The sequence below is a fragment of the Halobacteriovorax sp. GB3 genome, assembly GCF_028649655.1.
Taxonomy (GTDB): Bacteria; Bdellovibrionota; Bacteriovoracia; order Bacteriovoracales; family Bacteriovoracaceae; genus BSW11-IV.
The window spans coordinates 285,857-308,369 of sequence record NZ_JAQSLN010000005.1 but is presented as its reverse complement, the minus strand read 5'-3'; the positions used below and the strand labels follow the sequence as shown (position 1 = coordinate 308,369).

At 35.6% G+C, this 22,513-nt stretch carries 25 protein-coding genes; 10 read left to right on the top strand and 15 right to left on the bottom strand.

The window, feature by feature from the left end:
* Position 1: 1 nt before the first annotated feature.
* The 3 genes from HBN50_RS16930 to HBN50_RS16920 are packed head-to-tail and all read right to left on the bottom strand — an operon-like array spanning position 2 to position 4,170.
* Positions 2–1,510: a sigma-54-dependent transcriptional regulator gene (locus HBN50_RS16930; protein ID WP_273872013.1), complete on the bottom strand. Its 1,509-nt coding sequence runs from the start codon at positions 1,508–1,510 to the stop codon at positions 2–4.
* A gap of 9 nt (positions 1,511–1,519) precedes the next feature.
* Positions 1,520–3,400 carry a CHASE2 and HATPase_c domain-containing protein gene (locus HBN50_RS16925; RefSeq protein WP_273872012.1) on the bottom strand — a complete coding sequence of 627 codons (1,881 nt, stop codon included), beginning with the start codon at positions 3,398–3,400 and terminating at the stop codon, positions 1,520–1,522.
* 5 nt (positions 3,401–3,405) lie between these two features.
* Positions 3,406–4,170 carry a hypothetical protein gene (locus HBN50_RS16920; protein WP_273872009.1) on the bottom strand — a complete coding sequence of 255 codons (765 nt, stop codon included), beginning with the start codon at positions 4,168–4,170 and terminating at the stop codon, positions 3,406–3,408.
* 272 nt (positions 4,171–4,442) lie between these two features.
* On the opposite strand from HBN50_RS16920, the gene HBN50_RS16915 reads away from it, so the two are divergent.
* Entirely contained in the window at positions 4,443–5,279 is an 837-nt protein-coding gene (locus HBN50_RS16915) for a TIM barrel protein (protein ID WP_273872008.1), read from the top strand.
* Positions 5,280–5,308: 29 nt separating this feature from the next.
* Here HBN50_RS16915 and HBN50_RS16910 read toward each other — a convergent pair whose 3' ends face one another.
* The 3 genes from HBN50_RS16910 to HBN50_RS16900 are packed head-to-tail and all read right to left on the bottom strand — an operon-like array spanning position 5,309 to position 7,061.
* Entirely contained in the window at positions 5,309–5,818 is a 510-nt protein-coding gene (locus HBN50_RS16910; protein ID WP_273872007.1) for a hypothetical protein, read from the bottom strand.
* A 41-nt stretch (positions 5,819–5,859) separates the two neighbouring features.
* Entirely contained in the window at positions 5,860–6,339 is a 480-nt protein-coding gene (locus HBN50_RS16905) for a hypothetical protein (RefSeq protein ID WP_273872006.1), read from the bottom strand.
* Between the two features lie 14 nt (positions 6,340–6,353).
* On the bottom strand, positions 6,354–7,061 hold the full coding sequence (locus HBN50_RS16900; protein ID WP_273872005.1) for a hypothetical protein: 708 nt from the start codon (positions 7,059–7,061) through the stop codon (positions 6,354–6,356).
* Positions 7,062–7,119: 58 nt separating this feature from the next.
* Between HBN50_RS16900 and HBN50_RS17630 the strand changes: the two genes are divergently transcribed.
* Positions 7,120–7,308 carry a 4Fe-4S binding protein gene (locus HBN50_RS17630; protein ID WP_443135180.1) on the top strand — a complete coding sequence of 63 codons (189 nt, stop codon included), beginning with the start codon at positions 7,120–7,122 and terminating at the stop codon, positions 7,306–7,308.
* Here HBN50_RS17630 and HBN50_RS16890 read toward each other — a convergent pair.
* The 4 genes from HBN50_RS16890 to HBN50_RS16875 are packed head-to-tail and all read right to left on the bottom strand — an operon-like array spanning position 7,289 to position 10,512.
* Positions 7,289–8,080, bottom strand: coding sequence for an NTP transferase domain-containing protein (locus HBN50_RS16890; protein WP_273872001.1), 792 nt, complete (start codon positions 8,078–8,080; stop codon positions 7,289–7,291). The genes HBN50_RS17630 and HBN50_RS16890 overlap by 20 nt on opposite strands.
* Positions 8,070–9,071 carry an aminoglycoside phosphotransferase family protein gene (locus HBN50_RS16885; RefSeq protein WP_273871999.1) on the bottom strand — a complete coding sequence of 334 codons (1,002 nt, stop codon included), beginning with the start codon at positions 9,069–9,071 and terminating at the stop codon, positions 8,070–8,072. The genes HBN50_RS16890 and HBN50_RS16885 overlap by 11 nt, the downstream gene beginning before the upstream one ends.
* Positions 9,068–9,853 carry a hypothetical protein gene (locus tag HBN50_RS16880; RefSeq protein ID WP_273871997.1) on the bottom strand — a complete coding sequence of 262 codons (786 nt, stop codon included), beginning with the start codon at positions 9,851–9,853 and terminating at the stop codon, positions 9,068–9,070. Before HBN50_RS16880 ends, HBN50_RS16885 begins: the two co-directional genes overlap by 4 nt.
* A gap of 11 nt (positions 9,854–9,864) precedes the next feature.
* Positions 9,865–10,512 carry a LysM peptidoglycan-binding domain-containing protein gene (locus HBN50_RS16875; protein WP_273871996.1) on the bottom strand — a complete coding sequence of 216 codons (648 nt, stop codon included), beginning with the start codon at positions 10,510–10,512 and terminating at the stop codon, positions 9,865–9,867.
* Between the two features lie 132 nt (positions 10,513–10,644).
* Here HBN50_RS16875 and HBN50_RS16870 point away from each other — a divergent pair, with 132 nt between their 5' ends.
* From HBN50_RS16870 to HBN50_RS16845, 6 genes are all read left to right on the top strand, one after another.
* The gene (locus HBN50_RS16870; protein WP_273871994.1) at positions 10,645–11,613 is read left to right on the top strand and encodes a hypothetical protein; all 969 of its coding nucleotides are present in this window, start codon (positions 10,645–10,647) and stop codon (positions 11,611–11,613) included.
* On the top strand, positions 11,603–11,803 hold the full coding sequence (locus tag HBN50_RS16865) for a hypothetical protein (protein ID WP_273871993.1): 201 nt from the start codon (positions 11,603–11,605) through the stop codon (positions 11,801–11,803). Before HBN50_RS16870 ends, HBN50_RS16865 begins: the two co-directional genes overlap by 11 nt.
* Positions 11,803–12,282, top strand: a complete 480-nt coding sequence (folK, locus tag HBN50_RS16860) for a 2-amino-4-hydroxy-6-hydroxymethyldihydropteridine diphosphokinase (RefSeq protein ID WP_273871991.1) — start codon at positions 11,803–11,805, stop codon at positions 12,280–12,282. Before HBN50_RS16865 ends, folK begins: the two co-directional genes overlap by 1 nt.
* A gap of 78 nt (positions 12,283–12,360) precedes the next feature.
* The gene (locus tag HBN50_RS16855) at positions 12,361–13,500 is read left to right on the top strand and encodes an acyl-CoA dehydrogenase family protein (RefSeq protein WP_443135181.1); all 1,140 of its coding nucleotides are present in this window, start codon (positions 12,361–12,363) and stop codon (positions 13,498–13,500) included.
* 2 nt (positions 13,501–13,502) lie between these two features.
* Positions 13,503–14,291: an electron transfer flavoprotein subunit beta/FixA family protein gene (locus HBN50_RS16850; protein WP_273871986.1), complete on the top strand. Its 789-nt coding sequence runs from the start codon at positions 13,503–13,505 to the stop codon at positions 14,289–14,291.
* Positions 14,292–14,306: 15 nt separating this feature from the next.
* Positions 14,307–15,257 carry an electron transfer flavoprotein subunit alpha/FixB family protein gene (locus HBN50_RS16845; RefSeq protein ID WP_273871985.1) on the top strand — a complete coding sequence of 317 codons (951 nt, stop codon included), beginning with the start codon at positions 14,307–14,309 and terminating at the stop codon, positions 15,255–15,257.
* A gap of 88 nt (positions 15,258–15,345) precedes the next feature.
* Here the strand turns inward: HBN50_RS16845 and HBN50_RS16840 are convergent, their stop codons facing one another.
* The 4 genes from HBN50_RS16840 to HBN50_RS16825 all read right to left on the bottom strand — a co-directional run bounded on the left by HBN50_RS16840 (position 15,346) and on the right by HBN50_RS16825 (position 18,609).
* Positions 15,346–16,446: a hypothetical protein gene (locus HBN50_RS16840; protein WP_273871982.1), complete on the bottom strand. Its 1,101-nt coding sequence runs from the start codon at positions 16,444–16,446 to the stop codon at positions 15,346–15,348.
* 264 nt (positions 16,447–16,710) lie between these two features.
* Positions 16,711–16,902: a hypothetical protein gene (locus tag HBN50_RS16835; protein WP_273871980.1), complete on the bottom strand. Its 192-nt coding sequence runs from the start codon at positions 16,900–16,902 to the stop codon at positions 16,711–16,713.
* Positions 16,903–16,920: 18 nt separating this feature from the next.
* The gene (locus HBN50_RS16830) at positions 16,921–17,454 is read right to left on the bottom strand and encodes a hypothetical protein (RefSeq protein ID WP_273871978.1); all 534 of its coding nucleotides are present in this window, start codon (positions 17,452–17,454) and stop codon (positions 16,921–16,923) included.
* A gap of 3 nt (positions 17,455–17,457) precedes the next feature.
* Entirely contained in the window at positions 17,458–18,609 is a 1,152-nt protein-coding gene (locus HBN50_RS16825; RefSeq protein ID WP_273871976.1) for an Mrp/NBP35 family ATP-binding protein, read from the bottom strand.
* Positions 18,610–18,814: 205 nt separating this feature from the next.
* On the opposite strand from HBN50_RS16825, the gene HBN50_RS16820 reads away from it, so the two are divergent.
* Both HBN50_RS16820 and HBN50_RS16815 read left to right on the top strand, forming a co-directional pair.
* Positions 18,815–19,321: a hypothetical protein gene (locus HBN50_RS16820; RefSeq protein WP_273871973.1), complete on the top strand. Its 507-nt coding sequence runs from the start codon at positions 18,815–18,817 to the stop codon at positions 19,319–19,321.
* A 13-nt stretch (positions 19,322–19,334) separates the two neighbouring features.
* On the top strand, positions 19,335–21,398 hold the full coding sequence (locus tag HBN50_RS16815; RefSeq protein ID WP_273871971.1) for a lytic transglycosylase domain-containing protein: 2,064 nt from the start codon (positions 19,335–19,337) through the stop codon (positions 21,396–21,398).
* Here HBN50_RS16815 and ychF read toward each other — a convergent pair.
* On the bottom strand, positions 21,395–22,504 hold the full coding sequence (gene ychF / locus HBN50_RS16810) for a redox-regulated ATPase YchF (protein WP_273871969.1): 1,110 nt from the start codon (positions 22,502–22,504) through the stop codon (positions 21,395–21,397). The two genes, HBN50_RS16815 and ychF, sit on opposite strands and share 4 nt — an antisense overlap.
* Positions 22,505–22,513 lie beyond the last annotated feature (9 nt).

Below are 22,513 nucleotides of genomic sequence, written 5' to 3'. Positions count from 1 at the left end.
TCTAGTAATATTCTTTTGGATTAATCTCGTACTTCTCAATTTTTCTAAGAAGTGTCTTCTTAGGAATATTGGCCTTAAGTGCCGTCTGATTAATCTTTCCATTATTTACTTTTAAAGCTTCTATTATAAATTGTTTTTCAAATAATTCCTTCGCTACCTGGAAGTCCATTTTAACTTCGTTGTTGTCATTTACAGTAGCAAAAGTAAATTTATAATCATTACTTTCTTCTTCTTTAATTTCTTTGTCTAGAACAGACTCTTTAATTCCAACGAAATCAATAATACTTTCATCATCTCTATCTTCTGGCGCTGGAGCCGGAACTTTACTTAATGAATTATTATTTGTTCTCACTGTTTCAGGGAGAGAACTCGCCGTTAGTATATCAGTAGATTCTATAATAAAAGCATGCTCAATAACATTTCTAAGTTCTCTAATATTTCCTGGCCATGAATAATTCTTCAGCAATTCGATGGCATCTGGAGCAACTTCTGAAATTGTTAAGTTATGAAGGTTGTTGAAATATTTTACGTAGTAATCAACTAGAAAGTTAATGTCATCCTTTCTCTCTCTTAAAGGCGGTAAGTAAACAGGTAGAACATTGAGACGATAAAATAAATCCTCTCTAAAATCTCCCTCTTTAATCATTTTCTCAAATGGCTTATGTGAAGCCGCGATGACACGAACATCACACTTGATATCTCTATTTGATCCAACAGGTGTAAAACTCTTTTCTTGAAGAACACGAAGAAGTTTAACCTGCATCGTTCCAGAAATATCTCCAATCTCATCGAGAAAGATTGTTCCACCATCGGCATATTGAAACTTACCAATTTTTCTTTCTGTAGCTCCTGTAAAAGCACCTTTTTCGTGTCCAAAAAGTTCAGACTCAATAAGACTATCAGGAATAGCAGCGAGGTTAATCGTTACAAACTTATCATCTTTTCTAGGTCCGTTATAGTGAATGGCCTTTGCAACAAGCTCTTTACCAGTTCCTGATTCACCACGAATCAATACAGGTGTGTTAACTTGAGCGAGCTTACTGATGACATTGAAAACCTTTTTCATGACATCCGATTCACCAACAAATTTATCGTTACCATCACCAAGAGAAAGTGTTGGAGCCGAGAACATTGATGTTTCAACGAGTGAACGGGCCTTAAGAGCCCTTTTGATAAGAGCAACTAAGTTCTCACTAGAAATTGGCTTTTCTAAATAATTGAACGCCCCCTCTTTAACTGCTTTAACGGCATCAGAAACGTTTGAATATGCTGTGAGAATTAGAACAATGATTGTTGGATCATATTTTTTTATTTCAGCGAGAGCTTCAATTCCATCCATCTCAGGCATGTTAACGTCCATGACGACGAGATCATACTTCTCTTTATAGACAGCACTAACTGCTTCTTTTCCATTATTAGCAACATCAACATTAAAATGGTGAATTTCTAGTGCTTGTTTAACATTGTCCTGCAAGACTTTGTCATCATCAACTACAAGTACTCTATACATATTGTTCTCCTATTCATTAATGAGCTTTATCGTAAAAGTTGTCCCTTCACCAAGTTTAGAGGAAGCTTCAATTGTCCCTCCATGTAACTCAACGAAATATTTAACTAAATATAAACCAAGACCACTTCCCTTAATGACGTGACTTTGGTCATTTTTCACTCGATAAAACTTTTCAAAGATATTTTCTAGATCTTCTAGCGGAATACCTACTCCATCATCTTTGATTTCAAGATAAACCCATTGTTCATCATCCCAACTTCGAACATGAACAGAAGTGTTTTCTCCTGAATATTTTATCGCATTTTCAATTAGATTAGAAATAACTCTGTTAATTAATATAACGTCTACCTGAATTGGATAAAGCGGACTCAGTTCTTTATCTATTTTTACATTTTTCTGGCCAGCTTCAAATTTTAAGTTATCAATGACTGAATCAATGATTGTATTGATATCTTTCGACGTCTTATTCAAACTAATATTTCGCGATTCGATCTTTGTTAAATCTAAAATCGAGGTGATAAATTTATTTAATTCTTTTGTCGCTTCAATAATTCTTTGAAATTCATGTTTCACTTCAGGCTCTGAACGACCAAACTTATGCATGGCCACATCTGCGATACCAGCAATCTTTGCGACAGGTGTTTTTAAATCGTGACTCATCAACGAAATAAAATTCTGCTTTAGATTCTCAACTTTCTTAAGAAGTTTTGTTTCTTCCTGAATTGCGTATCGACGTTGGTATTCTCCAATCGCTCTGAAAGGTACCCATATGTAATAGACAACGAATATAGTTAAGAGAATGTGTGACAAGTATATCCAGACTCCAAACAAACAGAAGGCTAAATATGAAATCAATATAACTATGACTATTGTAGATACAGTAAATACTAGTCCACGAGTTGGCTTAATTCGATTGATCACATAAGCAAGAACAAGACCTAGAATGAGTGAAATGAAATAAGAAATGGCACGTGGTAATTGAAAAATTGTTTTATTTTGAATCAGGGACTGCATAATTGCGCCATGAACACTCATTTTTGAAGATGAGTACTTCTCTCGATCATAAGGGGTCATAACAAAATCAGAGGCATTCGAAATATAACTTGGCCCAAAGAGAACGATCTTATTTTTAAACAATCCCTTAGGGAAGTTTCCAACAACAACTCTATGAAATGGAATTCTCTTAATTCTACCAGTGTCTTCTACTGTCGATGTATAATATCTAAAATTAACGAATGTAGCATCGCTTTCAACGACATAATAAGCGCCTGTTATGTCATTTAGTTTCAGCGGTAAGCGTCCAATCCTTCTTCTGTAAGCATTAGCCGTCCATAAGTGAAGTGTATCTTCACCTGAATGATTAAGGATCGCTTTTCTAGAAACGTCATCTCTTGCAAATGAAGCATTATCAACATTGATTAGGGCCAAGGAAAAACCGAGATCCTTTAAAGGCTCAGGAGGTAATTGCTCACCCCACGCATCCAAGCTTGTACCAAACCGAAAGGCACCACCTGTTTTAACAAAATCTTTTATCGTTGCTTTCAATTTATTTAAATTCGCTTCTGATCTTGCTGAATCTGGCTCATCTAATTGAACAAGATAATTAATTACTAGTGGCTTTTCATCTAAAACTCTTTTTAAAACTCTGTTGTGAGTCGCATATGTATAAGGATAAGATTCACCAAGAAAGTTATCACTTTCCTCATCTAGCGTAACGATGACGATATTATCGCGAAAGCTTATACCAAAGTCGTATTTAACGCGAAGATCATAAAATACTGATTCTAAGTTAGAAAAAGAGTACTGAAAAAGAATGGCCACGAGAATGACCGTAAATATAAAAGGATATAATTTTGAGAAGTCTAAATCTTTAAAACTAAATTTTCTCATTCACCTTATTCCGATAAAAGAATCTGAAAACGCTCCTGCGATCTAGGTTGATCGACAAAAAAAGAAGTGTTTTCATTTACTTTATTATCGGCATAAGTAAGTGAATTCATGATACTTTCTTGTAGAAAAGTATTGTTTAAAGCTCGAACATCAGAAAGTTTATAAATTGCAGATCCCAATTCTTTACCAAGGCCTGTTTCCTCGGCAACAAGCTCATCTAAGTATCTGATTTTACGGCTTCTAAAGAGCGTGTTTTGAATTAGAAGTAGCGGAGACCTTAGGTAACCATAAATTAAATCGAGCCACTGCAGTTTAGTTGTCTTTCTAAAAAGATAAGACGGAAGATCGAAGGCATAATTGAGAAGTCCAAACATGATTCTAATTTTTGCAAAATGACCGTTAAACATCTTCAAGCTAGCATATGTCAGCACTTCAATTTCTGAATCACTTAAATATCTTTCAATATTACCGCCAAAAATAAGGGCCCTATTACCAAATGAAGACTCGATAAAGTAGATATTAGATGCGAGATGTTTAGCTGTGTAAATTTGGACGGAGCCAATATTTTGTTTCGAAGCAATGTTATTGGCCTTTCTCCATAACTCGCGATCAATAATGGCCTTACGAGCATTAACAAGACCGAGAACGATTCGATCACCAAAGGCGTAAAGAATTAGTGAGGCAAAGACAAAAGCAAGAATTAGAACATACATCAACTCGAGACCACCTGTGAGGTATCCAATTAATGCAAAGAAAAGTACATAGGCCAACCACCAAAAATACAATAAAATTAACTTAATAAGGCTTTTCCTTTTTTACAATCTTTTGTCATTCTTACAATTCTCAAAGCTTGATTATAGACAAGAATTTTTAATACGGCTATAAGTTATGCGTTTAGTCAACGAGGGGCGGGATTCGTAAAACTAGTCACATAACATATTGTAATCAATAGGTTTGCCACAGTGCGCCTACAGCGAAATTCCAATATGTGATATGACAGCGATAGTTTTCTGCCTTTCAAACTTATTAATCGGGGGAATTGATGCAAATAGAACGTCTACTATTTGGTACTGCGGGAGTTCCTAACTCAACTTCCAAAAAAAATAATCCAATTGATGGTGTTAGAAGAATCCATGAATTAGGATTAGACTGCATGCAATTAGAATTCGCGCATGGCGTGCGAATGAAAGAAGAAGTTTCCTCTGGTTTACGTAAAGTTTCATATGAATTAGGTGTTCCACTTACTTCACACGGTCCTTATTACATTAACCTAAATGCTAGAGAGCAAGATAAAATCGATTCATCTGTAGAAAGAATTATTCAGACAGCTAAGATTTCTGATCTTTGCGGTGCTGAATCTATGACTTTTCACGCGGCTTTCTATATGAAAGATTCGCCATATGACGTATTTGATCTCGTTGAAAAAAGTATGAACGTTATCGAAGAAAGACTTAGTCGTCTTGATATCGAAATCGAACTACGTCCAGAACTTACAGGTAAGACATCTCAATTTGGATCTCTTGAAGAACTAATCTCTTTAACAAAGAATGTTTCCTCATGTCGTCCTTGTATGGATTTTTCTCACCTTTACGCAAGAACTGGTGAGTACAATACTGAAGAAGAGTTCAGACTTGTACTTGATAAATTGAAAGAAGAACTCACTCCAGAAGCTCTCGAAAATATGCACATCCATATTTCAGGAATTAGCTCAAACTCTAAAGGTGATCTAAAGCATCTTAACCTTGAGCAATCTGACTTCAACTGGAGAGGACTTTTTAAAGTTCTTAAAGAGTACGATTGTAGAGGATATGTTATCTGTAACAGCCCTAACCTCGAAGACGATGCTCTCATGATTAAAGACTATTACATGTCACTATAAATAAGAAAGGCTCCGAAAGGAGCCTTTTTTTATGCCGCTGTTTTTAAAAGCTCATTTTCATTCATTAGTATATTTTCTATTTCACGAACCAACGTCGTATCACCATCTTCAATAAGAATAAAGTAAACTTCATTATTCTCTACGAAGAAAATAGGTTCTTTATTCAACTGATATGAATTCATTAAAACAGAATAGAACGTTTCATCCCAGTCTTTTAGTCGAAATAATTTATTCTCATTGCTTTTCATGGCCAAGGTTATTTCGTGAAAAACACCCCAATTTCTAGGTGCGTGTAGGTCTTTTCCATTCATTGGGATGTGAAAGAAGTCGCTTGCCTTAGAAAGAGAGATCTTTTCACAATCAATATTACTTAAAAGAAGGTGATTAATTAAAAAACTCTTGTCATCAAAGTTGATTTGACGATTACGTTTCTCAAAGTAATCTGGAAGTGATGAAAGCTCGACAGGACCTACTTTTTCAACAAGTCCGTAAGTTTCGTTTAAAAGCTGGCTAATTAAATGTTCTTCGTTCGTTTTCACGCTCATACTAAGCTTTTCGGACTTAGGGCGGAAAACTTTACCTAGTTAGAGATTGTTTTTTTACCTTCGATATATGTTTTTACATTCGTGATATCAACAATCTTCCATTCTTTATCAAAGACTTTAATCTCGGCTATTTTCTTAACTTCTGTAAGAGAATCATTCTCACTTCCACCTTGTGTATAGGCCAGTGAGTATGTAATGAAGCAACGAGTTTCGTTGCAGTTTTTGTGTAAAATTTTGAAGTCTCTTTTCTTATAACCTTCTGGATTTAAGAATAATTCTATTTCTTTATTCTTTTTCTCAATTTCTTCAGCTGTTAACTCTTGTTTATTAATAAATAGGAATTGCTCTGTTTCTTCTTTAATTGTCTCTTCTAGATAAGAGAGAACCTTACTTTTAGATTGACCAGTATTGAATCTATAATTAATAAATTCCCTTAGCGTTTCTTCAGGACCTAAATCCTTACTACAAGAAATAAAAAGTGCTGCAATAGTAAAAAGTAAAAAGTTAACCTTCATTAAAAATCCAATGTTTAAATTGAATAGAGACCTCTATCTATAAGAATATCATAAAGCTCTCGCCAACTTAGGTCACCTTCGGCACTATTTTCACTATCAATAACTTTAATTCCGTAACCATCATGAAATTGAGTCATAACTTTTCCACTAATGTTGAACTCTTTACTCAGATAATTTAAAGAAAACTTTGCTTTACCTCTTATTCCAATTTTCTTTTCATAGGCCCTAAAAAAGAAGCTGGTTTTATCGAGATGAGTAATAAAACCTTCTATATTTTCGTCGCCAAAATTGAGAACAATTCCATCGATGACTTTTCTTTTATCCAAATCTCGCCCATTAAATTTAGGATTATAAATTGCTTCAGAGAATTCTAAATACAATAGTTGATAGAGATAAAAAGCTGCAAGCACATATAAGAGATTGAAGACAAGTACTACTTTATCGAATGAATCGAAGAAAATGGTTAAGCTGTGGAATGTGACTGTAACCGTAAAGATACCATAAATGTATGTAGAGAGTTTCCAACATTTAAAAACAGATACTATTGTGGCCAATGTAAGAGCAAGCAATGGAAAATTTGATTTCAAAAAGGCAATAATATCTGGCATTGAAACCGCACTCTTTCCTGCGTGAAAAGCATAAACAATATGCAAGTAGCCCAAGCTTAGGAGGCTAAATAACAAGACATTTCGAACAACTGCACTTCTACTTATAATTTTCATCTTAAGGAAAAAACCCCTCTATTGCATATATCTTAATCAGTGGCATTATTTAAATATTATGCTACCTAAATTACAAATCAACAATAGATGTATTCAATGTGACAATTGCAATGTGGTCTGCCCAGAAAACGCGATCATTGTGAACGATAACGTTTACACGATTGATAATTGGAGTTGTACTCTCTGTGACTTGTGCGTTGAAGCATGTCCTGTTGATTGTATTAAACTTATTCAGGAAGAGGGTTAATCTCATCTTGAGTTATTGTTTTTGATCCATAATTCAAGTATTCGAGTTTCGTCTTTCCATTTTTTTTTAAGATTTTTAAAAATCCTATTTCACTAGAGATTTTTATCTTTCCAATATTTGCAAGATAGAGATCCAGCGTTCCATAATCAGTGTAGGACAAAGTTTTAGGACGATAGACTTCTACTTCTTTATTTTTAAAGTCTGCCACCGTTTGAAAAAATGAACTTTCTCCAGGAGTCTCATCAATCTTCTCTAAGTCAATGATTCCTACACCTGCATAGGTATAATAATTTTCTTTCGTCGACTTTTCGATTTTAGACAACAGAGACTTATTCAATATGAATTCATTATATCCTATTTCTTTCACAGGTAAGGCCAGTAAACGAGAGCATCCCATTAATGGTAAGAAGAACTCTTTCCATTCGTCGTGATTCATACTAATGAGTACATCACTATTTATCGTAAGTAAGCTACCACAATAAGACAGTTTATGGGCGACGTTATGTATCGCTCCCCCAGATCCTAGAATTTCCTTTTCATGAAGAATGTGAACAGAAGGAAAAAATCGTTCAACGTAACTAATAACATCTTCTGCTTGATGGTGGACATTGACATAAATGTCTTCTATTCCAAGTGATCTTACAAATTGAATTTGCTCAGCTAACAGAGTTGTTCCATTGAATGGCCATAAAGGTTTAGGCAGAGATTTTCCAATCTTCCCCATTCTTGTTCCAAATCCTGCTGATAAGATAAGAGCTGATTTAACTTTCATAATATATTTTAGATAAACTTATATAGAGATCATTAAGCTCAGGTCTTCGTTGTAATATTGTTTTCATTCCTTCGAAGCTATAGCCGACATATTTTAAATATCGACTATCTTTTCTTTCAAAGTTAATATAACAGAAACTACCAATTGCTTTGTAAATTCTCTGGAGCGCAGAATAATCATAGGCCCTATAAAACTCTTCTAAGTCATCTTCAGAAAAATTCATTCTATCGATGTATAAGCGAATTAATTTCGCTTTATTATCTTCATTAATCTTGTAGTAACAGTCTTCTAATAAGGAGACTAAATCATATTGTGGCAATCCAATTCGTGCGTCTTGAAAGTCAATAACGATCATTTCATTGCCTTTGAGCATTAAATTTCGGCTATGATAATCTCGATGGCAGACGACTTGCTTTCCTTGCTCTAAATATGAGTTTATTTTTTCAAACTCTTCTTTAACCGTAACTTGATCTTGTTCGTTCGTATTTTTTAAATATTGCAGAACAAAATAATTATGAGTCATATTTGTTTCTTGATTTAGTTTATCAAAGTCGAAATACCTTTCGCGAAAAGGAGCGTTTAGTTCAATATCGATAGAATGAATCTTAACTAGTTCTTCGATCGCTTTCTTATAAAGTACAAATTCTTCTTCCTTGTCGATCCCAGCGAGCTTTGACAATAAGGTTACATCACCTAGGTCTTCTTCTAATAGATATCCAAATTCATTTCTTTTATCATGAATCATCGGAACTCGAACGCCATGCTCTTCTAAGAGACATTGCATTTGATCGAAGTCACAGTCTTTATCACTTGGGCCATCGATACAGATCACATATGACTTTTTCGATGTTTCAATTCGATAATAACGTCTTGTCGACGCATCACCAGTAAGACGAATAACATCCTTCAGTTCACCAAGATCGCCCTTCTTTTTCACTGACTGCTCAAAGAGCTCTTCGACAAATAACCTTTCAGATTGCTCTAATTTCATCTTCTACCCTTGATGTTATTTAGGAATCTATAAAAACTTCGACTTGAGTTCTTCTCTTCGATACCTTCAAATCGGTCTTTCTTAGATGCGATATAATTTTTGAATAAATACTCTTCTTTTGACATTCTTCTCGAAGTACCGTGTTGAAGAGCAAAGTCGAGCATGTTTTTATTTTGTGTTTGTAGCCAAACTAAATATGCCGATGGATCATATCCAGCTCTTCTTAATAGAATATATGAATTCTTATTTACTTCAGATTTTAATTTCAACGATATTTTTAGAATCGATAAGATGTGTTCTAAGGTCATATACCCAACAGGAACTACGACGTTTTTCTCATAAATTGAATTAACACTTCTAAAGATCTCTGCTGACATCATGGCCACAAGGAGCTGTTCATTTCTAAGATACTTCGTAATCAAGCCAGAGCTAAAAAAGAAATGTCCCTTAGGTAAGGAAAAGTAAAAAGGCGTATCAGATTTAATGATATTAAATGTTGGTCTTGGAGCATTTGCTAGAAGAAGTTCATTGTTTTTTACGATTCTATCGTAAATATCTTTCAGATAGTTTTTCGATGACCATGTAAGATTAATAACTCTCGTACCAGGAGTTTTTAAAAAACTTTGGCCGATACTTTCAAAATGATCGCCATAGTCACCCTTTGCAGATTTATTAACTTCAAAATTCCATTCCGGCTTACTCCTATTAGTCGAGCAACCTGTTATTAATAGAACAATACAAATAAAAAAGGCCCTCGTTAGAGGGCCAGATATTTTCAACATATAAATACTTCTTATAGTGCTTCAGGCTCTGATGCCAAATCTCTATTATCGCTAGGGATATAATACAGCGTGAAACCAGCAAAAATCAAATTTGGATCTTTAATCATTGGCTTATTATTGTCCCAGATATCTCTCCACTTTCTATCTGTTCCATATTTATCAACAGAAATAGTTCCAAGAGTCTCACCTGTCTTAATTAAGTGAGGTAGTCCTTGTGGATTCCAAGCAAAACCATTTGGTGCATATCTAAGAACAGTTCCTGGCTTTAAATTCTTCTCTTGAATTCCACCGTTAGCTTGAGATAGCTCTCTCCACTTCTCATAATCACCCCAAACTTTGAAAGCAATTAACATTAAAGTGTCACCTTTTTGAACTGTATATTCTGCTTGCTCCATAATCGATGGCGCCATAGTTGCTTCTGCCATGATTGGATTCGTTTCTTCTACTTTTTCTTGTTCTGCCATTAGCGGTTGGTCAGTCTTTGCCTCTTCTAAAAGGGCTGAATCATCTGCATCAACTATAAAGTCCGCATCTTCTTCAAGTAATTGATCTTCTAATGTTTCAACATTCGTCTCAGCGACTTCTTTCTTTTCGCTGTTAGACGAACAAGCTACCAGTGAAAAAACTGATAAAACGAGTAGTATATTCTTTAATTTCATAAGATGCTCCCTTCTTTGGTCATACTCAATTACCCACTCGGCGCATAAAAATCTTTATTTAGTTTTTTTTCAAATTATTAGAGAAACTTCGTCCGCATAGACGATATTTTCCTAGTCATTTACAATATAACGATGAAAGTTATAACTCTCTTAATATTGACTTTTTTAATCAACTTTTCATTTGCTCAATCATTCGTTGATGAATTTGAGGATCAGGGAAGTCTCGATTCATTCGCATCAGATCTTCCAACAGAGAAGATTACAAAGATATCAACATCTGGACGCATCATTATATTAACGAATTCAAATCAATCTTTTCAAAAAGGTGATTTCATTTCTCTCGTTCACTCTAATAAGCTTGTAACGCGTGCTCTAGTAGCAAAAGATACATCCGATGTCTCTGGTATTAAAATCTTAAAAATTTATTCGATGGAACTCTTCAAAGAGTTAAGACTTGGCACCGAAGTTAAAGTGATACGTGGTGATGACAGTTTTTTTAAAGTTAAAAAGAAAGAGAAAGAGGAAGAAGCGACTCTTATCAACAGTGAAGAAGATCTTTATAGTACAGAACTTCTCGATGACAATTTAGAGATCGAGGATAATAAAAATAGGGCCATCAAAACAGATAATATCATTTCTGCAAACCTAGGGTTTCTCTCTACTTTAGACAAAGACAAAAACACAAGTAGAACGAATCTCTTCAATGCGACGTGGGCCTATCAATTCGATGACAATATTTGGGGTGAAGCGCTCTATGGAGAGGGTGTTCTTCAGGACTTTCCTGATGACGGACTTGGTACAAAAATTACAACTTATACTCTGAGAGCAAAGTACACTTTTGCAGGACCAATGTTTACTTATTTCCAACCTTATCTTGGGTTTCAAATTGTAAACGCAGATAGCCCTGGTGCAGGTGTACAAGATCCCGACGATCCAAAAACAGATACTGAACTCCAAAATGAGCTCAATCTCGTAAGTGAAATCCAAAAGAAGCAGGTTGTTTTTGGTGTCACTGTTCTAAAAAGGCTTGTTCCAGGCTGGTTTTTACGTGCGGATTTTGGTAATGATATCCTTAATGTTGGATTCAGCCTTGAGTTTTAAGCTCACACTTATTCTTCTTTCTTCTCTACTTCTTGGTTGCGGTGTGAAGTCTCCTCCTAGATATAAATCAGGTCGCGTTCTTCCATCGGCAGAATACCAATATGTCATTCCAAAAGTAGAAACAGGAAATTCTGATACTTTAGATGAAAATGATAGTGATGATCAGTCCTCTATTAAGAAGGAAGATTAATGTCATTAGTTTTAGCACTGGGAACAAATTTAGCTGACCGCGAAAATAATCTCATTGAAGCACTTAAGCTTATCCATCTTTCGTATCCTATCATTGCTCTTAGCAAAGTATATGAATCTGAAGCAGTAGATTATTGTGATCAACCTGATTTTTATAATATGGTTATAGAGTGTGAACTTCCACGCAATAGAAAGCCAGAAGATATTATGGCGCACTTACTAAAGATCGAAAAATCTCTAGGACGAACTCGTGATATTGATAAAGGGCCTAGACTCATTGATATCGATATTCTCTTCTACGGTTTAGACAAAATTAATACAGAGGTACTAACAACTCCTCACCCAAGACTCTTTGAAAGAAGTTTTGTTGTTTTACCTTTAAAAGAACTTCCATATTTTCAAGTACTCAAAAAGCATTTCTCGTTTCCTAAGAAGTTTGACAACTGTGCTCAACCAAAGTTCGATATTAAACTTGCCTAGTTTTTCATAAATTGACCCCAGTCCAGTCACTACCTATAATTTCTTTATATTATTTTCTTATCTAAGGATCTTCTTATGATTAATTTCGAATTGACTCCCGAACAAAAAGAAATTCATGACATGGCCCTAAAATTTGCTCGTAATGAAATGATGCCAAAGGCTGGTGAATATGATGAAAAAGCTGAAATGCCACTACCTATTCTCAAAAAGGCTTGGGAGCTAGGTTTAGTCAATACTTGTATTCCAGCTGAATATGGTGGAGCTGGTTTTAGTGCAATGGATTCTATGATTATCACAGAATCTCTCGCCTATGGATGCTTAGGTATGAATACGGCCATCATGGCAAATGATCTTGCTCTCCTTCCAATTGTCATTGGAGGAAGCGATGAACAGAAAAAAAGATTTCTTACTCCATTCACAGAAGATTATAAAATTGCAGCCTTCTGTTTAACTGAACCGGGAAATGGCTCTGATGCTGCCGGCATAAAGACAACTCTTAAAGATAATGGCGATCACTATCTTTTAAATGGTAACAAGATGTGGATTACAAATGCAGGTTACGCTGATCTCTTTGTTGTTTATTGCACAACAGATCCAGCACTAAAGCATAAGGGAATCACTGCAGTTGTTGTTGAGAAATGTGAAGGCATAGAAATTGGAGAGAAAGAAGATAAGATGGGACATCGTTGTTCTGATACAAGAGCTGTAACTTTTAACAACGTTAAAGTTCCAAAAGAAAATGTCCTTGGAAATGTTAACGAAGGTTGGAAGATTGCAATGAAGACACTAGATCATTCTAGACCGATGGTTTCAGCTTCCGCCGTTGGTGGAGCGCAGTGTGCTCTTGACCACGCAGTCAAATATTCAAAAGAAAGATCACAATTTGGTAAACCCCTTTCGGGGCACCAAGCCATCCAATTCATGATTGCTGATATGGCAATGAAAGTAGAAGCTTCTCGTCTTTTAGTTCACAAAGCGGCTTGGTTGTTAGATAATAGTAAGCCTAATACGCAACTTGCTTCATATGCGAAAGCTTTTTCAGCAGATGCGTTCATGGAAGTAGCCACTGATGCTGTTCAGGTTTTTGGAGGCTATGGCTACTCTAAAGAATACCCAGTAGAAAAACTGATGAGAGATGCAAAACTCATTCAGATATATGAAGGAACATCACAAATTCAGAGATTAGTAATTGCTAAAGAAATTTTTTCAAGGAGCTAAAATTGAACATTTTCGTATGCATTAAGCAAGTTCCAGACACGGAAACTAAAATTACGCCTAAAGCAGACGGTTCATTTATCGAAACGACTTCGATTAAATGGATCATGAACCCTTATGATGAGTTCGCAGTTGAGCAAGCTCTTCTAACAAAACAAGCTAACAGTGGTTCAACAGTAACAGTTGTTAGAGTTGGTGGTGTTAAAGATACTGAAGCCCTAAGAACAGCTCTTGCAATGGGTGCTGATGAAGCAATCCTTGTTGAAGGTGACGATAATCTTGATTCATTCATGACTGCTAAGGCAATCAAAGGTGCGATTGAGAAGTCTGGGAAAACTCCAGATGTAGTTTTCACTGGAAAACAAGCTATTGATGATGACTGTCTTCAAGTTCCACAACTTGTTGCTCAAATGATGGATCTTCCACACGTTTCAGTTGTAGTTGAATGCAACGAAGAAGGTGGAAAGTACACTCTAAAAAGAGAAATCGAAGGTGGAGCAATGGAAGTTTACGAAGTAAACGCACCAGTTGTTATCGCTTGTAACAAAGGTCTTAACACTCCTAGATATGCTTCTCTTCCAGGAATCATGAAAGCTAAGAGAAAACCACTTACACAACACTCACTTGCTGACGTTGGTGTTTCTGAAGATGACAGAAGAGTTAAATACTCTGGGTTCCAACTTCCACCAGAGAAACCAGCTGGTAAGAAATTTGATGCAATGGAAGAAGCTAACCAAGCCTCTATTGTTGCAGACGTTGTTAAGCTTCTTAGAGAAGAAGCAAAAGTTATTTAATTAGGAGTATATAAAATGGCTAAAGTATTAGTACTTGCTGAAATATCAGGTGATACAGTTAAGTCTGTAACTTATGAAATTCTAGGAAAACTTACAGGACACGATGTTGACGTTGCTGCTGTTGGTGAAGTTCCAGCTGCTGCTGTAACTGAACTTGCAAAATATGGTGCAGCTAATGTTCACTCAATTAAGGGTCTAGATAACTACTCACCAGAGGGTTATACAAATGCTCTTAAAGAATTCATCGGTTCAAACTATGACTTCGTTTTTGGTGGTGCAACTTCTCTTGGTAAAGATCTTCTTCCAAGATTAGCTGGTGCTTTCGAAGCTGGTCTAGCTTCAGATGTAACAAACTTTGTTATGGATGGAGATAATTTCTCAGGAACGAGACCAATGTTCTCTGGAAAGTGTCTTGCAAAAGTTGAAATCTCTGGACCTAAGCCACACTTTGTTTCAATTAGACCAAACGCTCTTGGTATGCCAGAGGCTCCAACAGCTGGTGCTGGTGCTACAAATGAAGTAACTGGTAATGCTGGAAATATCCGTGCCGCTATTAAAGAAATCATTAAAGGTGCTTCTGAAAAGCTAGACCTTACTGAAGCAAATATTATTGTTTCTGGTGGTCGTGCAATGAAGTCTGCTGAGAACTTCAAAATTCTTGAAGAGCTAGCTGACGTTCTTGGTGCAACAGTTGGTGCATCGAGAGCAGCTGTTGATTCTGGATATGCTGCTCCATCAATGCAAGTTGGACAAACAGGTAAAACTGTTGCTCCTACTCTTTACATTGCTTGTGGTATCTCTGGTGCTATTCAACACCTTGCTGGGATGAGAACATCAAAAGTTATCGTTGCTATCAACACTGACGCTGATGCTCCAATCTTCACTAAAGCTGACTATGGAATCGTTGGAGATCTTTTCCAAATTGTTCCAATTCTTAAAGATGAATTAAAGAAAGTTCTTGGTTAAGAAATAAAAAGGCCCCTCAATTTGAGGGGCTTTTTTTTGCCTTTGAGTCACCTATTCAGATGATTCTTTTTTCTCATTTTGTATCGACTTACCAATCAAATCCTTCTTCTTGGGCAATTTCCGCAGCTTGCTCTTCAGAAACCATTTCTACTTCCATCGCTTCTTCTTGTGCAAGTTGCTCTCTCTCATTAGTTACTTGGTCTTGAATCATGTTCTCTTCTGTCTTAACTTCTACTTCTTCAGCTAGTTTTTCTTCTTTAAACATTTCAGCTTCTTCTTCTTTCATTCTGATTCTTTCTTTTTCTTCGTATGTTACAAAGCTAAGCATTGCACCTTTAAGCTTTGTTCCTGTTACAAATCTAATTTGTACTCCATTATTTCCGTTGTTAGTAAGTACTCCTGAGATAACTTCTCCATCTACTTCAGCTTGAAACGATCCACCATCTTGTAATGTGATTCCCGCTTGAGAGAAGTCGATTACTTCATTTTCGTTAATCTCGATGATGAAGCTTAAGTTTTCAATTGAACCTTCACCAAGAGCAAGCTCACCTTCAACACTTCTATTCTTTAGAATTTCACTTGTTTTCTCTGGGAATAGAGCTCTTTCAAGAACTGTATTTCTATTTAAAGAATTTACAAGTACATCCGATTTCTTTGCAGGAGCTTCATCTCTAGATGGTGCAACTGTTTCTTCATAAGTTTCTGTAACAATTCTAACTCTTCTAGCGTTGATCATCTCATATCCACCATTGAATGATCTAAAAAGAGTGATTGTTTTTCCTGATTCGTGCATGAAAGAAATATCAAATTTCATTTCTTCATCATTTCCAACTCTAACAAGACTTGATCCAATTAACTCAAGGTTAATCATAAGTTGCTTATCTTCTTCAGAAATATCATAAACTTTATTCTCTTTTTCATCTCTAATACTTACTACTTCCCACTGTCCTGCAATTAGTTCTCTATTTTGAGCATTGAATACAAATGGGAAAATCTCTGGTGTATTCTTATTAGCAGAGGCAACATTTCTAACCATTGAACTATCAAATCTCTTAGCAAACTTGATCTCAGAATCTTGCATAAAATCTGCACTATTCATTTGAGCTGTCTTGTAAGCTGATGCCATAACAAGAACAGATCCAAGTGATGCAAAAGTTGTCATAAGTTTTTTTGTTGTTAGTAGTTTCATAAGTATTCCCCTGTATGCCTAATACTAATGCAACGCGCATGCCAAAGGACTTAACAGGGGTATAAGACCAAAACATAGTAGAAGTGACTGAATTTACGTGAATCAAATGAAGAGAATTTATTACAGGACTGTTTAATTCTTTTACACTATCTAAAAAAAGGACGATTTTTACTGGGAGTAAGGAGATATGTTCAAAAAAGCTATCTTAGTAAACTATTGAAATTTGGTAAAAATAAAGGCCTCGATATAGAGGCCTTTATTTTTTTAGTCACCGTTTAGAATGCTACCGTCATAATCAGAGTGGCTTGCTCTAAATCTTTTTAAAGCGATTACCACAATTTCATCAATCGTATAGCCCGAGTTCTCGGCCATTCTTTCAATTGAATCAACCACGTTTTTTTCGATGTTTACTTTGAGCTCTCTTAGCTCGCCTTCGTTGTGGACTTGAGATTTCACAGGTTCTCCTAAGTTATTTTACCTACAAACTTTTAAGGCCTTTTTCTTCCTTAAAGAAACGAGGGCCTCTGTTATTTCATGATCTAATAAATCACTATTTTTATAGATGTCTTCTACTTTAGAATACTCGGTTATTGTCTCTAAAGTCTTAAACTCTATCAATTCTAAATTAGCACCCTCGATAATAAATTCCGGCCTAATCAATAGATGTAGGTCCGCAGGAGGACGTAACTTTATAGAATCTTTGAATTTAGCATAAGATGTCTCAGCGTTTTTCTTCAAGTCTGAAAACGACATTTTAAAGATTGCTTCATCATCAGATACGATTTCTGGCTCGACAACAAATTTTAGATTGAGTTGGTTCTCAATATCGGCAAAAACAATACTATAAAGAGCATGTTCTAGTTTCTCTCCTCTAAATTTCGCCTGAACAAGATAACCATCCCTCATTAAGACATAACCATAGAATTGATTATTCTCAACACTTAGGACGTTAATTCGACCAGTAAACTTAAAAGATGCCTGTTCTTCAATTGTCGTTAAAAAAGCCAATGTTTATCTCTTAAAAATTTTAGAAAAGAATCCCTTCTTCTCATCACCATTATTCATGTTAACAAGCTTTGAAGCTAACTCCATATAGGCATTCCATACCGGACGACCTTCATAGTCGCCATTACTCATATATGGGTTCCCGTTATCACAACTTTCACGAAGCGCGATTTCCATTGGAATTTCACCTAAAAATGGTGCCTCAAATTGTGTAGCGGCCTTTTTCACTCCACCTTCACCAAAAATATAATACTTTTTCTCTGGCATATCATCTGGTGCAAAGTAACTCATATTCTCGATCATCCCAAGAACTGGAACATTCACTTTTTTAAACATTTGAGCACCTTTTCTAGCGTCTAGAAGGGCCACATCTTGTGGAGTACAAACAACAAGAGCTCCATCAACTTCAGTTGCCTGAACCATAGAAAGCTGCATATCACCCGTTCCAGGAGGCAGATCAATGAGAAGATAATCAAGCTCTCCCCACTCAACATCAAAAAGAAATTGATTTAGAACTCCACCAAGCATTGGACCTCGCCAAATAACGGCATCATCTTCCCCAATAAAAAGACCAAATGAGATAAATCCAACTCCGTTAGTCTCAACTGGAATAATTCTCTTATCTGCATTTGCCTGTGGCTTAGCATCTCTTTTTCCCATAAGCATTGGAATTGATGGACCGTAGACATCGGCGTCTAGGATCGCAACTTTCATTCCTTGGTTCTTAAGAGCGAAGGCCATATTCGTTGTTACAGTTGATTTACCAACACCACCTTTACCAGATGAGACGGCAATAACATTTTTAACACCTGGTACACGTTTCTTATTTGCCCCTACAGGACCATGTCCCGCTTTAATCTGTGCATTATCTTGTTTTGGAGCACTAGCAGGCGCTGGTTTCGCTCCTAAGACGTCTTTTGAGTCTGTTGATACTGTTTTCACAGTTATCTTTTCTTCGCTGTAATACTTGCTGAGCTCATTAACAATGACATCTTCAACCTGTCTTTTCTGTGCAGGTGTGATTCCATCTCTTTTATATGTCAGACTAAAAGAGTCATCTTCTATTACCATTTCAACAATTCTTGACTCTTCTGTTAGAGTTTTTTGAGTATTTGGGTTCTTTACCCTCTCAATAATATCTTTTACTTCTGCTTTCATATTTCACCTCTTTTATTACAAAAAATTCTAATGAATCTGATCTTACTTATCAATTACTAAGGGGCAGAAAAATCAGCCGCTTGAGCTGAATATCCTCCATCTCGTATCATATTAATGCGTAGCCTAAACCATGGAGAACTTAGTGTCACAACACAGAAGGCGAATATACCTCGTAAACCCGAAATTTCAGCTGAAATTTTCACTGATGATTACATTATTGGTTATTATATCGAGTCTTTTTTATCCTTTTACCATCTATGAGCTGGTAGAAAAATATATAAATGTCATTGCCTCGACAAATCCTGAAAAAGTTCTCGAATTGCGCAATTACAAACAAGCATTGATGATTACATTAGCTCTCTGGCAGCTAGGCTTCTCTGTACTCGTATTCATCATTTGTATTTTATTTACTCACAAGATTGCTGGGCCTGTTTACAAGCTTAAAAAATATCTTTCTTCAATTCGTGAAGGATTAAGCGAGGGCAAACTTTATTTTAGACAAGGCGATTACTTTCGTGACCTAGAAGACGACGTAAATAGTACCTTTGAAACGATTAAAGAAAATTACAAAAAGGATGTTGTTTATTTAAGTGAAGTGAACTCGTATTTAAAAAATTTAACTCACGTTATTCCTGAAGATAAAAAAGCTGTCATTGAACAGATCAACATCAATCTTGATGAAATTCAAGAGCGTTTTACTAAACACCTCTAACCCACGGAACTAAATGCGACTTATCGTTCTTCTTTTTTTATATACTCTTAATAGCTTCGCCACCCCTCACCCCAATGCGACGAATGCTTTCAACATCATTAATTCTAAAGTTGATTCTAAAAATAAGAGTATCGCTAAAAGTATCTATGATCTTAATAGAGAGCTACGCTATTCGACCCCTAAGAACTACACACTTAGTAATCTCGAAAAGAATATTGATAAAAGCTCTCCATTTTCAAGTTATCTCCCACTCATTAAGAAGATAAAACTAATAAAAGAGAATAATCTTTCTCTTCAAGAGATAAGAATTAGATGTACGCAAAAAGTTTCAAAAGAATCGCTAAATCCTATTTTCAATAAGACTATTGATCTTCTATCAAATTATTGTTGGAAAAAAGCGATTCGACGAATCAACAAAAGCCTAAAAGATTTAGAAAATATCAACAGTATCGATGAGGTTTTTCTTTCTAAAGCGATTTTTCATCAAAGTAAAAAAGATCATCTCAAACTTATTATACGAATTCTCTCCCGTGCCAAAAAGAATGATAAAAAGACATATGATCTCTTATCAAAGATAGTTGTTAAGAATTATATTCACCTTAATCAAATTCCACCAAAGCGCTTACTCGACCACTTGCCCCTTAATCAAGAGTTGACTAATTTCATTCAAGAGAAAGGCTCCATTGGTGGACCTGATAAGAAATATTTCATTGGTGCTTTTAACAAAATGAAAAAAAGTGCTAGAGCTGCACGTAAGAATAAAGATTACTCTAAGGTTAAGACGTTCTCAGATCATATGATCAGTTTCCACTTAGAAAACAGACGTTACCTCGATACAGAATATACTTGGAAAACACTCATTAAGCTTGGGTACAATACTTTATATGATGAACAACCTGCAACTGCTAAGCATATCTTTAAACATGCTCTCCACGTCTCTAGCAAGGGTGACTACTCTCAGACTATTTTTTATATTCTTTGGAGTGACATTCTTTTCAAAGATTATCAATCCGCTTCCAAAACAATTGAGAGTCTCGAACTTCTCAATGACTTCACTTCTTTTGATGAGAAATTGAAATTTTGGATTGCTTATACTTTTTTAAAGATTGATCAGCAGTCGATCTCAAAGCATCTTTTCAAACTCATCACAAAAAACAGTCCTTTAAGTTTTTATTCGATATTGAGTATGAAATATATCTCAGATCTAGAAAATTATAGTTCACCTCATCGCCTTATTAAAAAGTATAAAGATAAAATCGATCTCTATTCTGTTTCAAAAGATGATTTTTCTAATGATCTTAATCTTTCTCTTGCTCGTTTGAGCACTTGGCTAAAGTTAGACCTTTCTTCTTATGCAGAAAAAGAAATACAAACAGTTCTCTCTTCAGATAAAAAACATCTCCTAACCAATCTTGGTAAATACAAGCATTTCTCAAACAAAGAGATTAAGCGCTTTTTAAGTATTGGGTTAATTCAATCTTTCAATAATAATGGTGAATACCTTCAAACTTTTAAACTGCTTCATAGTTCATTTAACGATAATCTACTTTCCGTTGGAAGCCGCTCTCTAAAGTTTCTCTTTCCATTTGAATATGTAAAAGAAATCAAAAAAGTTGATAATTCCATCGACCCACTTGTTATTCTTTCGTTAATCAGACAAGAGTCGGCATTCAATCCAGGAGCAAAGTCTCACGTTGGTGCTCGTGGTCTTATGCAGCTCATGCCTGCAACTGCTCGTGATTTCAACTCTCGCGTTGTTGCTTCTCAACTTGAAACTCCATCAACAAACCTAAAAATAGGTATTACTTATTTTAAAAAATTAGTTCGTATGTTTGACGGTAATTTAATTCTAGCGCTCGCTTCCTATAATGCTGGTCAAAATAGAGTAAAACGATGGATTCGTGGACATTTTGTGGATGAAGATCCGCTCGTTATGATTGAATCTATTCCCTATGAAGAAACAAGAAATTATGTGAAGTACATTTATAGAAATTTATTTTTTTATAATTTATTACAAGATAGAAACCGACTCACCCTGCCTTTGGGTGAGTCGTTTAAAGTCGCAATCAAAGATTAAACATTGAATCTGAAGTGGATAACGTCACCGTCTTTCACTTCATATTCTTTACCTTCCATACGAAGTTTACCGGCTTCTTTAACTTTAGATTCAGATCCAAGATTAAAAAGATCTTCGCAGTGATAAGTTTCTGCTTTAATAAATCCTCTTTCAAAGTCTGTGTGAATGACACCTGCAGCTTCAGGGGCCTTCGCACCGGCCTTGAATGTCCATGCACGAACTTCTTTAACTCCAGCAGTAAAATAAGTTCTTAGCCCAAGCATTTTATATGCAGCATGAGTTAGCAGCTCAAGTCCAGAGATTTCAATTCCAGCAGCTTCCATAAAGTCTAGTTTATCTTCTTCAGTTTCAAGTGCTGAAATTTCTGACTCAAGTTTTCCACAAATCTTCAATACTTCAGAACCTTCAGTTGAAGCATATTCTCTAACTTGCTTAACATAGTCATTATCATCATTCATTGAGTCTTCATCTACATTACAAAGATAAAGAGTTTTCTTTAGAGTAATTAAATTAAGATCGCTAATAAGCTCTTTGTCTTCTTCACTAAGATCTAGAATTCTTGCAGCTTTTCCTTCTTCAAGATGGGCCACAAGTTTTTCTAAAACAGGAACAAGCATTTTTGCTTTACTAGAAATTTCTTTGTTTTGATTTTTAATTAGCTTTGGAAGGTTAGACTGCTTTCTTTCAACAACTTCTAAGTCTGCAAGAGCTAATTCCATATTAATTGTTTCAATGTCATCGATTGGGTTTACTGTTCCGTTTACGTGAACAACATCTCCATCATCAAAACATCTTACAACCTGAACGATCGCATTAACCTGACGAATATGACCTAGGAATTGGTTTCCAAGACCTTCACCTTTACTGGCACCTTTTACAAGACCTGCAATATCAACAAACTCAACGATTGTTGGTATTACTTTTTCAGGACCAATTAAGTCTGCAAGTTTTTGTAGTCTTTCATCACCAACGTTAACAATCCCAACGTTTGGTTCAATTGTACAAAATGGATAGTTTGCTGCTTCAGCTGGAGCTGAAGTTAATGCTTGAAAAATTGTCGACTTTCCAACGTTAGGAAGACCTACAATACCACAGTTAAGGGCCATTCGTTACCT

What these genes read in the sequence shown, in the direction of transcription:
- HBN50_RS17630 (WP_443135180.1), top strand. Translation starts at nt 7,120, where the DNA reads ATGCTACCTAAATTACAAATCAACAATAGATGTATTCAATGTGACAAT.
- HBN50_RS16825 (WP_273871976.1), bottom strand. Translation starts at nt 18,609, where the DNA reads ATGAAAGCAGAAGTAAAAGATATTATTGAGAGGGTAAAGAACCCAAAT.
- folK (WP_273871991.1), top strand. Translation starts at nt 11,803, where the DNA reads ATGTCATTAGTTTTAGCACTGGGAACAAATTTAGCTGACCGCGAAAAT.
- HBN50_RS16925 (WP_273872012.1), bottom strand. Translation starts at nt 3,400, where the DNA reads ATGAGAAAATTTAGTTTTAAAGATTTAGACTTCTCAAAATTATATCCT.
- HBN50_RS16880 (WP_273871997.1), bottom strand. Translation starts at nt 9,853, where the DNA reads ATGTTGAAAATATCTGGCCCTCTAACGAGGGCCTTTTTTATTTGTATT.
- HBN50_RS16890 (WP_273872001.1), bottom strand. Translation starts at nt 8,080, where the DNA reads ATGAAAGTTAAATCAGCTCTTATCTTATCAGCAGGATTTGGAACAAGA.
- HBN50_RS16930 (WP_273872013.1), bottom strand. Translation starts at nt 1,510, where the DNA reads ATGTATAGAGTACTTGTAGTTGATGATGACAAAGTCTTGCAGGACAAT.
- HBN50_RS16885 (WP_273871999.1), bottom strand. Translation starts at nt 9,071, where the DNA reads ATGAAATTAGAGCAATCTGAAAGGTTATTTGTCGAAGAGCTCTTTGAG.
- HBN50_RS16915 (WP_273872008.1), top strand. Translation starts at nt 4,443, where the DNA reads ATGCAAATAGAACGTCTACTATTTGGTACTGCGGGAGTTCCTAACTCA.
- HBN50_RS16815 (WP_273871971.1), top strand. Translation starts at nt 19,335, where the DNA reads ATGCGACTTATCGTTCTTCTTTTTTTATATACTCTTAATAGCTTCGCC.
- HBN50_RS16875 (WP_273871996.1), bottom strand. Translation starts at nt 10,512, where the DNA reads ATGAAATTAAAGAATATACTACTCGTTTTATCAGTTTTTTCACTGGTA.
- HBN50_RS16840 (WP_273871982.1), bottom strand. Translation starts at nt 16,446, where the DNA reads ATGAAACTACTAACAACAAAAAAACTTATGACAACTTTTGCATCACTT.
- ychF (WP_273871969.1), bottom strand. Translation starts at nt 22,504, where the DNA reads ATGGCCCTTAACTGTGGTATTGTAGGTCTTCCTAACGTTGGAAAGTCG.
- HBN50_RS16845 (WP_273871985.1), top strand. Translation starts at nt 14,307, where the DNA reads ATGGCTAAAGTATTAGTACTTGCTGAAATATCAGGTGATACAGTTAAG.
- HBN50_RS16820 (WP_273871973.1), top strand. Translation starts at nt 18,815, where the DNA reads ATGATTACATTATTGGTTATTATATCGAGTCTTTTTTATCCTTTTACC.
- HBN50_RS16870 (WP_273871994.1), top strand. Translation starts at nt 10,645, where the DNA reads ATGAAAGTTATAACTCTCTTAATATTGACTTTTTTAATCAACTTTTCA.
- HBN50_RS16905 (WP_273872006.1), bottom strand. Translation starts at nt 6,339, where the DNA reads ATGAAGGTTAACTTTTTACTTTTTACTATTGCAGCACTTTTTATTTCT.
- HBN50_RS16900 (WP_273872005.1), bottom strand. Translation starts at nt 7,061, where the DNA reads ATGAAAATTATAAGTAGAAGTGCAGTTGTTCGAAATGTCTTGTTATTT.